Below are 13,105 nucleotides of genomic sequence, written 5' to 3' on the forward strand. Positions count from 1 at the left end.
ATTCCATTTGGCGGCTTTTAAAATACATAAGCAGCTTATCATCTGCCTGGTCATAAAAGCAACCTCTACCATAATATTATTTTTCACCCCCTCCCCTATCTATTTGTATTCCACCTCATGAGATTCCATTTCACGACACAATCCAACCTCATCCCAACGCATTTCCATCTCTTCCATGAACTTCCATTGTAATCAAAAATTTTTTATGATAGTATCTTCTTGTAACATATTTGTAACATTTACGTAATACGCATGAAACATTTCATCTCGAAGAAAGAAAGTGAGGAAATAATAATGACCTTATTACCAGGCATACTCGTAGCAACAACACTTATCGGAGGAGGCAGTTTCTCAGGACAATGTCCCGTAAATATAAGCCAGCTCCAAAGCCAATTGAATAGCAACTGCCCCACCCAGCAAGTAATCGTAAGCAATTCATCCAATCTGGAATCCGTACTGAGCGGAATGGGCGTCAATACCGATTCCATTAAAGATTACTTACAGTCATCCAATGCAAATACCAACTGCCCTACCACTCCAAGCACGAACACCCCGGATACCGGTACTACCACTCCTGACACCAATACCCCGGGAACCGGCACAACTACTCCCGATACCAATACTCCGGATACCGGCACAACTACTCCTGATACCAATAATAATTCCGGTAACGGTACAACCACACCCGATACGAGTACCCCCGGAACAGGTACAACTACTCCCGATACCAACACCGGTACAGACACCAGTACCAATAAAAGCTATGTAGAGCAGGTCGTAGACTTAGTAAATGCCGAAAGAGCAAAAGTAGGCCTTTCAGCCCTTACAATGACCGACGAATTGAACGCTGCAGCGCAGATTCGTGCGCAAGAAACAACACAGTCCTTCTCTCACACGAGACCTAACGGAAGCGCCTTCTCATCCGTTCTTAAAGAAAACGGAATCAGCTATCGCGGCGCTGGTGAAAACATCGCATGGGGACAAGCTACTCCTGAAGATGTAGTAACTGCATGGATGAACTCCGAAGGCCACAGAGCGAATATCTTAAATAAGAGCTACACCTCTATCGGCGTAGGCTATTATTTGAACGGCAATACCCCTTATTGGTCACAGTTGTTTACCTACTAAGAAGAGCGTTCACCACAACAAATTTAACTATAAAAAATCAAAGATATTCCTTTTGCATATGTTTCCTGATTTCAAAGGGGCTGTCGCACTAAGTAATCCGTGCACAGCTCCTTTTCTATGCCAAAATGCAAAACTGCTTTTTATTTCGTTTATTACGATACTGTAAATATATAATTGGTAATATATAACTTTCAGGAATAATTGACACAAAAGGTCTAACGTGATAGACTGTTCGTGGGTTTAACAGATTAGACTAAGGAGGCATTGTATGGAAAAGTCAAAAGTATTTGAAAGTGAATATCGATTTTGTCTGCTACTGTGGGAGCATGAGCCGATAAAAAGCACTGAGCTGGTAAAGCTTTGCGAGGAACGGTTGGGATGGAAGAAAGCGACAACTTATACTGTAATAAGAAGATTGAGCGATCGGGGGATCGTAAAGAGTGAAAATGCCGTTGTTACAAGCGTTGTATCGAAGAGTGACGTTCAAGCCTCAGAAATTGATGAGCTGGTAGAAAAGACATTTGAAGGTTCAATACCGGCATTTATTGCAGCATTTACAAAGAGAAAGAAATTATCAGAAAAAGATGTCGACGAGCTCCGGCAAATGCTCGATTCATATGGAGCGGAATAAGTATGGAAATATTATTTCTTAAATTATTAAATATGAGTATTTCCGCCAGCTGGATGATCCTTGCGGTTATCGTATTGCGAGGAATCTTATATGGAGCACCGAAATCCATGCGCCGATTTCTTTGGCTTTTGGTAGGAATTCGATTAATTTGTCCATTTTCCATAGAAAGCGCAGTAAGTCTTATTCCGAATACAGAAGCAGTCAAGGCGGAAAGAATATATTTTTCTGATACAACGGTGACCGATACGAAAAATGCAATTACTGAAACAGCAGACAGTTCCATTATAGCAGATACGATAGCTCCCTCTCCGGAAGCCAGCGTTAATCCGTTGCAGGTAGTAATCTTTATGGCAGCTGTTGCCTGGATTATAGGAATGCTTATAATATTTTTGTATACTGTTATGAGCTGGGTGAACTTAAGGAAAAGGGTATGTACGGCAATTCATTTAAGAGACAATATCCGGCAAAGCGAGTTGGTGGATTCTCCTTTCATTTTGGGATTGTTTCATCCACATATATATATTCCTTGCTATCTGGATAATGAGCAGCTTTCTTACGTAATTTTACATGAAAACTCTCATATAAGGCACTGCGACCACTGGATTAAGCCAATCGGATTTTTATTGCTTGGAATATATTGGTTTAACCCTTTCATTTGGCTGGCGTATATGTTGCTTTGCCGGGATATAGAATTCGCTTGTGATGAACGTGTAATCAAAGAGATGAATCCTTCAGAGAAAAAGGCATATTCCAGCACACTTCTTTCCTGCAGCATCACAAGAAAATCGATTGCCGCATGTCCGCTGGCATTTGGTGAAAATAGTATAAAAGCAAGAATTAAATCAGTACTAAGCTATAAAAAGCCAACGCTTTGGATAATGCTTGCAGCTATTATTTCGTGTATCATAGTTGGAGTATGCTTTTTGACGAATCCACTGGAGTCAAAGGACGCCCAGAACAATAGCCTGAATGCGCCAGACTCCGCAACGGAGATCTCAGACGCGGACAATACGGGCAAAAGCTTCGATACGGATGAATCGGGCTCAGAGGATTTAAATTCAGATGACTCGAATAAAGAGGCTGTAAATGAAGCAAAGCAATTTGTGGAGGCCTGGGGAAAAGCATTCTGCCAAAGAGATGGAAATTATATTGCTGAGCATATATCGGACGATGTGCAGTCTGCGTTGAGCAAGGATTTGCTGATTGTTGGAGAGGGTTATTATTCCTTTGGCTTTTCAAGCCCGTGGCCGATGTTTACGGAAAATGATTATCATATTGAGTCCTTGGATGAGGACAAAGCAGAGATTATCTACTATGCATGGACATCGGAACCTCATGTGACTGTTTGGAGAGAAACTATAAAATATACGATAGAGGACGGTATCTATACAGTTATCGATGAAGAACTCTTATATCTGGATAATATTTATACAGCAAAAGAGTTTACTTTAGCAAACCCGGAAGGCGTTATCACAAGGATGATGGATTATCAGTATAATGGAGCCGGAGAAATATTGAATCAGAATGCATTATCTTCGGAAACGCCAGTATATACAGAATTGTTTGAGCCTGACAGAGCTGCTATCCGACTTCTTAATCTTCTGGACGATCCGGATAAAGTAAAGGTAACGGCGGATACTAATGCGGAGAATACAGTATCGCAGGTTGTAATTTACTTTAAAGAGGACGGCATAAATGTGGAAATAACAATGATAAAACCGTTTGGCAAAGATGGGATATGGGTTCCGAAGACAAGATCTAATGATAAAGAGGCCAGTGAATATATTACTGATACACAAGATTAGCAGAAAAAGAGGGCTATCGCCCAGCTAAATATTTTTAGCTAGTGCGACAGCCCCCTATTTAACGTCCATGAATATTCTATCCGTGTTATCTAACCTCACCCATAAAGAAAAGAGCGATCGTTCCGGGGCCTGAATGAGCACCGACAGTAGGGCCGATATGATTAATCATAAAGCTACCTATTCCAAATCTGGCCTTCACCTCATCCCTGACGAATTCAGCATCCTCTAACGCATCTCCGTGGCTGATGAAAACGATATCATTTTCGCCCCTATAGCTCCCCATTTTTTCCTCCATGAAATCGACCAGCGCATTCAGGGATTTCTTACGCCCACGCACTTTAGAAAGCGGAATCAAATGCCCTTCATCGTCTACATGAAGCACCGGCTTGACTCCTACCATCGTTCCCACGATTGCCGCCGTCTTGCTCACCCGGCCACCGCGATATAAATGATTTAAATCGTCCACCGTAAAAATATGTATCAGGTGAGGAATATTTTCCTCAACCCAATCGACAGTTTCCTCCATCGTTTTTCCTGCTTTTTTAAGCTGAACTGCCTTATGGACAAGCAAACCTTCTCCCATAGAGGCGCACTTTGTATCTACCACAACGATTTTACAGTCGGGATGCTCCTCCATTACCATTTCTGCCGCAAGGCAGGCGCTGCCATAGGTTCCGCTGAGTCCTGAAGAAAAACACAAATAAAGCAGCTGCTTCGTCTCCTTTAAATATTCCTCGAAATATTCCCTGCATTCCTCCGGATTGACTTGGGAGGTGGTCGTCATATTTCCCGCTCTCATGAGCTCATAGAATTCCTTCCAATCCAGCTCATGTCCTCTGCTATAGGTCTCTCCCATTATCGTATAGTTAAAAATCATCAGTCCTAAACCGTTTTCCTCAATATAGCTTAGCGGCAAATCGGCCGTAGTATTTGTTATAATTTTGAAATCATACAATCCCCATTCCTCCTTATCCTATCTATATTCTTCTTATATTGTTCTATTCTATCATTCCTCGTACGAAAATTCAATTTATTGTTTTTCGGAATGAGGCAGCCTGTAACGCAGCAGCCTTTTGCACAATTGTTTCGGATTAAAGGGAATCAGCGGATACACATAGCTCTTCCCCGAAACCGTTTTATTCGATACGATAGCAATCACAAATACGATAAGCGCTGCAATATAACCATAGATGCCAAATAACTGAGTCAATATCAGATTCAATATACGCATAAATTTCAGCGCATAGCTCAACTCATAGTTTGGCTGGGTATAGCCGGCAATCGCCACAAATGCCATATACAGCATGACCTCGCTGTTGAACCATCCGCTTTTCACCGAGAACTCTCCCAAGACAAGGGCTGCCATAACGCTCAGTGGTGTGCTCAGCATATTCGGAGTATTGACCGCCGCCAACCGGAGCCCGTCTATGGCCAGCTCCAAGATGAGAAACTGCCATATCAATGGAAGGTTCATGGTTTCCTTTACTGAAATGAACTGAAAATTATTGGGAATCCAATCTGAATGCGCCATAAGCAGCAAAAAGGTAGGCGTCACGAAATAGGTCAATATCGCAATCAGCAGCCTGGTCAAGCGAAGATATGAGCCCGTTATCGGAGGAAAATAATAATCATCCGCCTCCTCCACGATATCAAATATTGAGGTGGGCGTAATCATGGCAGAGGGCGAATTATCCACAAGGATAACGATATCTCCCTCCAATATCTGCGCCGAAGCGGTATCGGGACGCTCTGTAAATTTGAACTTCGGAAAAGGATTGAACCACTTTTTGTCGAAAAGGCATTCGGCAAGACTTTCCTGATTCATCGTAAGGGCATCCACTTGTATGCGCCTGATCTTCGTTTTCAGCTCCTCCAAAAAATCGTGGTCCACCCTTGCCGCCATATAACAGAGAACAATGTCTGTCTTAGATGCTTCTCCCGCAGAAAATATCTCCATTCGAAGGTCTGTACTTCTGATGCGCCTGCGGATTAAGGCCGTATTGGATACAAGTGTTTCGACAAAGCCGTCCTTCGAACCCCTGAGCGATTTGTCCTTTTCCGGTTCCGATACACTTCTGGCCGGATAAGTCCTCGAATCGATCAAAAGACATTGCTCATAGCCGTCGATAAAAAGTGCGAAAATCCCGGACATGATGAAATAAATAATCTGTTCCCAATCCGTTTTCAGATCCACTTCCACATAGGGTATGTTTTTCTTGGACATTTCATGGGCATTATCCGGCATTTCCTCCGGCTTCATAGCCATAAATAATTGTAAAAGCTTCTGCATGATTTCATCCTTGCAGAAACCATCGATAAAATAAATACAGGCTTCTCTCCCACCAACTTGTACGACCCGGTATACGATATCATAATTTTCTCCGACTCCCAGCTCGTCATTTAGATACTTCATATTTTCTTTTAAAGAGGGCCACATTTTTTCTTGCTTTATCTGTTCCCCGCCGCTTCTCGTTCCCTTTGACTCCGTCTCCATAAAAAACTCCTTCCATTTCACCATAAAATGTGCGGTGCCCGCGTTCTCATTTTATTATGTCTTGGAAAGAGCTTCTTATTCAAAACAACAATTTATTACTGTTTTCCGGTACTTCCGATGCCGCCTCGGTCCTCGTTTTCCAAGGATTCTTTCTCTTCGAAACAAAGACGGGGCTGATTCTCCATGATACGGAACTGGCAGATTCTGTCATTTACAGAAATATGCGTATCTCTTAAGGCATAAGCCGGCATGAACCACTGATCGTTGTCTCCGCAGTAAGAACAGTCCACCACTCCTTGATGATTGGTCTGGATAATGCCAAAATTCTTAAAAGTACTGCTTCTCGGAACGATGTGCGCCTCATAACCTTTCGGAAGCTCCATTGCCACGCCAAGGGGAATCAGCTTAAATTCCCCCGCCTTTATGTACACGTCTTCAGCAGCCCGAAGGTCAATCCAGTCAGATTTCCCTTCGATGTATGTCAGTTTTTCAATTTTATCTGTGAAATATTTAATTTTTATCGTCTTCACGCGTTGTTTTCTCCCATCGTCCTATCATATTCAAATGACCTTACTGTAAATAATTGCTGCAGTGGAGAACCGGTACTTTTGAATCCGTTTGCCTTAAGGATTGCTGCACGTCGATTACTCTCTGATTGCTGCTCCCCTTCCATAAAAGCTTCGGATCTTTCAAATCTACCATAAATTCTCCATCCACCAGCACATCTACAAATTGGAGCAGCGGATAATGAAAAATATCTTCCCACAAATCTCCCGTGTAAAGCCATATGGTCTTATCAGGATATTTCTCCTTGATTTCCTTCATCAGATTGCGGACATCCAAGCGATTGGCCGCATGCAGAGGATCTCCTCCCGAAAAGGTAATGCCGGAAATATATGACTTATTCAGCTGTGCAAAAACTTCCTGCTTCGCTGCTTCGTCGAATAAAAGCCCTCCATCCGGATCCCATGTAATAGGATTATGACATTCCTTGCAGCAATGAGAGCAGCCCGACACCCACAAAACAACCCGCAGACCGTCCCCGTTTAACATATCGTCCTTGGTAATATTGTGATACCTCATTATTACATGCTCTTCCTTTCTGCAATTTCTGCCATTTTTGCCTCATTCAGCCTCGTGTCACCATGTACGCGGGAATACGACAAATAACCGTTCATTCGTTCAATTTTCGTCAGATTCTTACCTCCGCATACCGGGCAGACATCCATTTCCAGCTCCTGATGGCCGCAGTCATCGCAGTAAGCGAGAGATAAATTAACACCCTCATAAAATCCCATATCCATCGCCCGGCGGATCAAAGTCTTAATCGCTTCCATATTGTAGTCGATAGGATATTTCACATATTGAATCTTGCCGCCGTTTGCCAGCTCCCAGAAACGGTATTCCAAATCCTGCTTCTCGATAGGTGTAATGTCCTCAGACACATGACAATGGAAGCTGTTGGATACGTATTCCTTATCCGATACGCCTTCAATGATTCCATATTTCGCTCTAAACTGCTTTACCTGAAGTCCGCACAGATTTTCCGCCGGGGTACCGTAAATAGCATACAGGTTTCCATCCGCCTGCTTGAATTCATTAATCTTTTGATTGATGTGCTCTAAAACCTCCAGTGCGAACTGGCCGTCCTCCACCAGGGACTTTCCATTATACAGCTCCTGCAATTCGTTAAACGCCGTAATGCCGAAGCTGGCCGTAGCAGATTTTAAAATAGGCTTGATTTTATCCATCAGCTTTAATTTTCCACCGAGGAAACCGCCCTCACAGTATGCCAGGGGATTGGTAGAAGCCCGCATTTCCCCAAGATATGCGTACGTACGTATATGGAGCTGGCGGATCAGATTCAGATAATAATCCAGCACCTCGTAAAAATCCTTGCTCTCCTGTCTCGCTTTGGCGAGAATCATAGGAAGGTGCAGAGAAACCGCACCGACATTGAAGCGGCCCACAAAAACAGGAGCGTCCTTGTCATCCGCAGGGTGCATGCCTCCTCTTTCGTACCAAGGTGATAAAAAGGCACGGCAGCCCATAGGTGAAATCACCTTTCCATACTGCTTATACATACTGGCTATATAGCCCTTTCCGGTAAGGCTCAGCCAATCGGGATACATCGTCTTAGCAGAGCATTTTACTCCCGCTTCGAAGACATCCTCAAGGGGCTTTCCCTTGCCGTGCAGATTCTCATCATATAAAAATACAATTTTCGGGAAGAGCACCGGCTTTTTGCATTCCTTCTTGCCCTGTCCTCTTCTTCTAACATTCAGCATACAAATCGTAGCCATTTTCGCAAAACGTCCGGTACCGATTCCCGCCGTCACCGTGATAAAGGGATAGTCCCCACGGCTGCTGGCAACCGTGTTGAACTTATATTCCCAACCCTGGAAGCCCTGCTCGAATTCTCTCAGGACGTCGGCATAAGCCTCAGATTCTGCTGTTTCAGGATCAATGCCTAACTTCTTATATTTCTCAATACTTTTCTGGTAAGTCTTCTCCGCATAAGGTTCCAGTATCTTATCCACTTCGGGAACAGTAAAGCCACCATACTGCTGGCTCGCGGCGCTGAGCACGATATCGCCGATAACGTCGAAAGCCACGTCCAGAGACTTGGGTTCGTTGTACCATATGTTTCCCATTTCGAAGCCGCCGGTCAGGACGTTGGCTACATCGAACAGACAACAGTTCATCGTATCCCGGCGGGCAGACATGTCATGCACATAAATATAGCCGTCCCGGCAAGCCTGAATTTCCTCTGTGGTCATGAAAAATTTCTGATATAGTTCTTTATTGAACTGATTGAAAATAAGGCTTCTCTTCGTGGATACCAAGGCGCTGTCCGTATTAGCGTTCTCCTTGTCTCCCACATACATGATAGATTGGCTCTTCTTGTATACATCATCCATCATCCTCACGAAATCCTGCTTATAGTTGCGGTAATCGCGGTAGCTCTTGGCAACGATCGGCTTTACCTCTTCCAAGGCGCTTTCCACAATATTGTGCATAATCGGGATAGGGATTTCATCCTGTCCCAAGTCCATGACTTTATCTATCACATATTGACAAATATGCTTCTTTTCTTCCTCTGTAAATTTTGTTAAGGCGCGGTACGCGCTCTTTCCTACCGCATCGACTACCTTCTGTACGTTAAATGCTTCTAAGCTTCCGTCCTTTTTAATGACCTTTACGTTCCTCTCCAGCTTGAATTGTTTTCCGTAATCGATTGCGTTTCCTGCTGAGTTATCCTTACTCATTCTTATGACCTCCTATCATTTTCCCCTCTTGGTGTAAAATACGCATAGCGTGCATGACCCCAGTTAGAATGCCCGCAATGCGTATACATATCCATTCTCACTATATATGGTAACAAATATGTAAATCCATCCAATATTTTGTGGTATACATAGTATAAAATACTAAACTATATGTGTCAATGTTTGTACCGGAGAAAATTTAACAAAAAAAGAAGGGGTATTTTGTATCAAATAACCATTCTTTTTTTGACCCGCTTTAAAAAAATTGTATTATTATTTATTTTACAATCATACCTGAACGTTCTACCGACCTTACCGCTTCTACTATTTCTTCCACCGGTATGGTAAGGGCAAATCTGACATGCCCCTCGCCAAGAGTGCCGAAACTGCTCCCCGGAGTGCAGAGCACACCTGACTTCTCAAAAAGCTGCATGACGAACTCCGTATCATCCTCATATCCCTCGGGTATGGCTCCCCAGGCGAACATAGTACCTTCGCTGTCGGGGATGTTCCAGCCGATGGAACGAAGTCCTCCGCAGAGTGCATCCCTGCGCCTCTGATATTCCCTGCACTGCTCTTTTATCATATCGTCTGGTCCGTTCAATGCTGCAATAGCACCGTACTGCACCGGAAGAAAGGTTCCGTAATCAATCTGTGAGCGAAGTCTTTTAAAATGAGCCACTATTTCCTTATTCCCTACCAAAAAACCCATTCTGGCACCAGTATAGTTATAGGACTTGGACAGCGAATAGAACTCTGCACAGACCTCCTTTGCTCCGGGTATTGACAGAATCGAAATCCCCTCCCTTCCGTCGTATATGATATCGGAATAAGCGTTGTCATGAATAATGACGATATTATTCTCCTTCGCCCAGGGGATGAGGCGTTCATAAAAGCTTTCAGGAGCTGTCTTGCAAATCGGATTCAGCGGATAGGAAACGATCATAAATTTCGTTTTTCTAAGAAGTTCCTTGTCCATTCCCTCTAAATCAGGAAGGTAACCGTTCTCTTCATATAAATCATAAGGAACCAGCTTAGCACCGGAAAGAGCAGGTCCGATTGAGAATATGGGATAGCCCGGATTGGGAACTAACACCACATCTCCCGCATCGCATAAAGTCAGGCCAATATGAGTGATTCCCTCCTGTGAACCGTAAACGGACATAATTTCCTCTTCCTTAAGCTCTACGCCATAGCGCCTCTCAAAACGTCCCATGACTGCATCAGTCAATCGCGGTAGATCCACAAGAGAGTATTTATAATTGTCCGGACCCGCTGCGGCCTGCGCCACTGCATCCCTAATGTGCTTTGCCGGTTTAAAATCGGGAGTTCCCACCGATAGGTTATATACCTTATGTCCCTGCGCAAGAAATTCATTCTTCTTCTCATTTAATACTTGAAAAATTCCTTCTTCAAAGTCCTTCATCCTCGCCGCAAATGTAATCTCCATGTTTTATCACTCATTGAAAGGCCGAAATAATGTTACTATTCACTCCGTTCCCAGTAGCAAAATAACATTATCCGGTCTCCTACCTTTCATATTGTTCTATGATTTTTTTCAGATATTCTTCATAACGTACTACCACCGATTTGGGAGAAAGGAGCTTAACCTCCGTTCCAAGTCCCGTGACCCAGCCAAAGAACTGCTCGCTGACAGCCACCTTTACCCTTACCGAAAAATTACTCTTTCTTGTCTTTTTCAAATCCACTTCTTTTCCGAATCTATCGATGACAACTCCCAGCATCCTGTCGGGCATCTGCAAGGCGACGGTTACCTCCTCGCCGCTGAACATGCCGAAGGTCTTATTCGTATACGCCCCTATATCGAAACGCTTAAAGGAACTTATCCCTTCCCTCGGCTCGTCAGGCAACAGCTCGATCCCGCCCATTTTGTCCACCCGGTAATGCTTGATTTTATCCGCATACTTGTCATAGGCTATCAGATAGTAATTCTCATCCTGCCATGTCAGGGCCCATGGACTGATGCGGTATTTAACGCCTTCTTTCCGGGGCTTCAGCTTCTTTTCCAGCGTCCAGTCCAAATACTGAAAGGAAATCTGAATATCCTCCTGAATGGCCCTATGTATATGATCAATATTGTAATAGATGCTTTCGTTTTCCGCTTTGATGCGACCTGCTACATAAACCTGGCGCTGAAGCTGTCCGGCGTCATACTGACCCGCAAGCCGTTCCAGCTTTTCAATCAGTTCTCTCGACTTTTTGACTGTGATGAACTTGGACGACTGGACGGCGTCCACCAAAAGCTTTAACTCCGGAAGTTCGAATTCCCTCTCGGCCAGGAAATATCCTCCGCCTCGCTTTACTTTAGTGTAAACGATGTTATATCCGAACTTCACAAGCAGGGAAATATCGCTGTAAATAGACTTCCTTTCGGCCGTAATACCGTATTTTTCCAGCTCATCAATCAACACCTTCATGGACATCATGTGCTCTTCATCCGTCTGTTCGCTCAAAATTTTTATTATATATAAAAGCTTTAATTTCTGATCCGATGATTTGGGCATCCTACGGCTCCTCATTCAAAACGGATATAATATCCTGTAAATTATTAATTTCATAGTCGATCCTAACTTCAGAGTCGTTCTTAAGCCCTCCGGGATTATACCAGCAAGTAACAAGTCCCGCATTGTTGCCGCCCAGCATATCGCTGCTTAGGGAATCTCCTACGATAATCGTTTTTTCTTTATCGAAGTCCTGAATGCGCGAGAAGCACCTGTCGAAATATTCCTTCTGAGGCTTAGGAACTCCTATTTCCTCCGACACGAAAATATCCTCTACCAATTCATCAAGTCCTGAAAGTTTTAATTTTTTTCTCTGAGTATGAGTAATCCCATTGGTTACAAGATATTGTCTGTACTGCCCTTTTAGCAGCTTCACCAGCTCATAGGAATCGTCCTGATAGTAATATACGCTGCCTAACGCATCCGCATAATGTTTCTGGAATTCCTCCGGCTCCACTCCGGTTACTCCAATTTGCGCAAACAGCGTACGAAACCGCTCAATCAAAGCTTCCTTTTTGGCAATTTCTCCTTTTTCGATGCGTTTCCAGAAGCTTTCGTTGATTCCTGAATACAAGGCAACGATTTCGTCCGTTACCTCCAGCCCGAACAGCTCGAAACAATGCCTGACAGCATAGCTTTCAGAACGTCTAAAATCCAGTAAGGTCTGATCCACATCCCACAATATAATTTCAAATTTACCCATATCCACCTCTTTCTCACCAGGATGTGTCTGTGCAAATGCTCTCTCATTGCGGCTCCTGCACAAAATCCTCAAGCAATTCATCCCCATCCGCCGCCGCCGTCGCCAATGTATCACATCTCTCGTTTTCCGGATGTCCGTCATGCCCTTTCACCCATGTAAACTCCACCTGATGCTGTTTTTTTGCCTCCAGCAGGCGTTTCCACAAATCCACATTTTTCACCGGCTTATTCCCGCTGGTCTTCCAGTTCTTCTTAAGCCACCCCTCCATCCAATGCTGGTTGAAGGCATCGGTAACATATTTGGAGTCCGATATGACTTCTACCTCACAAGGCTTATTCAGGGCCTCCAGACCCACGATTACCGCCATCAGCTCCATCCGGTTATTGGTGGTCTTCTTATAGCCCGCCGAATATTCCCGCTCATGCAAAGTTCCCTTACCATCCACATACTGCAGGACGGTTCCATAGCCCCCCGGCCCTTCCGGGTTCCCTCTCGCAGACCCGTCCGTATATATCTTTACTTTCATTTTTATTGTCCATATCCTTTCAGGCAG

At 43.9% G+C, this 13,105-nt stretch carries 12 protein-coding genes; 3 read left to right on the plus strand and 9 right to left on the minus strand.

Features of this window, described 5'->3' with window-relative positions; all coding sequences use genetic code 11:
* Positions 1-294 precede the first annotated feature (294 nt).
* From V6984_RS12500 to V6984_RS12510, 3 genes are all read left to right on the plus strand, one after another.
* Positions 295-1,128: a CAP domain-containing protein gene (locus V6984_RS12500; RefSeq protein ID WP_342755964.1), complete on the plus strand. Its 834-nt coding sequence runs from the start codon at positions 295-297 to the stop codon at positions 1,126-1,128.
* Positions 1,129-1,396: 268 nt separating this feature from the next.
* Positions 1,397-1,759 carry a BlaI/MecI/CopY family transcriptional regulator gene (locus tag V6984_RS12505; protein WP_342755965.1) on the plus strand — a complete coding sequence of 121 codons (363 nt, stop codon included), beginning with the start codon at positions 1,397-1,399 and terminating at the stop codon, positions 1,757-1,759.
* A 2-nt stretch (positions 1,760-1,761) separates the two neighbouring features.
* On the plus strand, positions 1,762-3,564 hold the full coding sequence (locus V6984_RS12510) for a M56 family metallopeptidase (RefSeq protein WP_342755966.1): 1,803 nt from the start codon (positions 1,762-1,764) through the stop codon (positions 3,562-3,564).
* Positions 3,565-3,649: 85 nt separating this feature from the next.
* Here the strand turns inward: V6984_RS12510 and V6984_RS12515 are convergent, their stop codons facing one another.
* The 9 genes from V6984_RS12515 to rnhA all read right to left on the minus strand — a co-directional run bounded on the left by V6984_RS12515 (position 3,650) and on the right by rnhA (position 13,078).
* Entirely contained in the window at positions 3,650-4,519 is an 870-nt protein-coding gene (locus V6984_RS12515) for a DegV family protein (protein ID WP_342755967.1), read from the minus strand.
* 75 nt (positions 4,520-4,594) lie between these two features.
* Positions 4,595-6,001 (minus strand): spore germination protein, encoded by a 1,407-nt coding sequence (locus V6984_RS12520; protein ID WP_342759999.1) that lies wholly within the window; start codon positions 5,999-6,001, stop codon positions 4,595-4,597.
* 152 nt (positions 6,002-6,153) lie between these two features.
* Entirely contained in the window at positions 6,154-6,588 is a 435-nt protein-coding gene (locus V6984_RS12525; RefSeq protein ID WP_342755968.1) for a deoxyuridine 5'-triphosphate nucleotidohydrolase, read from the minus strand.
* Positions 6,589-6,628: 40 nt separating this feature from the next.
* Positions 6,629-7,141, minus strand: a complete 513-nt coding sequence (gene nrdG, locus V6984_RS12530; protein ID WP_342755969.1) for an anaerobic ribonucleoside-triphosphate reductase activating protein — start codon at positions 7,139-7,141, stop codon at positions 6,629-6,631.
* A 2-nt stretch (positions 7,142-7,143) separates the two neighbouring features.
* Positions 7,144-9,327 (minus strand): anaerobic ribonucleoside-triphosphate reductase, encoded by a 2,184-nt coding sequence (gene nrdD / locus V6984_RS12535; protein ID WP_342755970.1) that lies wholly within the window; start codon positions 9,325-9,327, stop codon positions 7,144-7,146.
* A gap of 277 nt (positions 9,328-9,604) precedes the next feature.
* Positions 9,605-10,777: a pyridoxal phosphate-dependent aminotransferase gene (locus tag V6984_RS12540; protein WP_342755971.1), complete on the minus strand. Its 1,173-nt coding sequence runs from the start codon at positions 10,775-10,777 to the stop codon at positions 9,605-9,607.
* 79 nt (positions 10,778-10,856) lie between these two features.
* Positions 10,857-11,852 carry a WYL domain-containing protein gene (locus V6984_RS12545; protein WP_342755972.1) on the minus strand — a complete coding sequence of 332 codons (996 nt, stop codon included), beginning with the start codon at positions 11,850-11,852 and terminating at the stop codon, positions 10,857-10,859.
* 1 nt (position 11,853) lies between these two features.
* Positions 11,854-12,552, minus strand: coding sequence for a YjjG family noncanonical pyrimidine nucleotidase (locus tag V6984_RS12550; protein ID WP_342755973.1), 699 nt, complete (start codon positions 12,550-12,552; stop codon positions 11,854-11,856).
* Positions 12,553-12,595: 43 nt separating this feature from the next.
* Positions 12,596-13,078, minus strand: coding sequence for a ribonuclease HI (gene rnhA, locus V6984_RS12555; RefSeq protein ID WP_342755974.1), 483 nt, complete (start codon positions 13,076-13,078; stop codon positions 12,596-12,598).
* Positions 13,079-13,105: the final 27 nt, after the last annotated feature.

Origin of the sequence: Kineothrix sp. IPX-CK, assembly GCF_039134705.1 — a bacterium.
Lineage (GTDB): Bacteria > Bacillota > Clostridia > Lachnospirales > Lachnospiraceae > Kineothrix > Kineothrix sedimenti.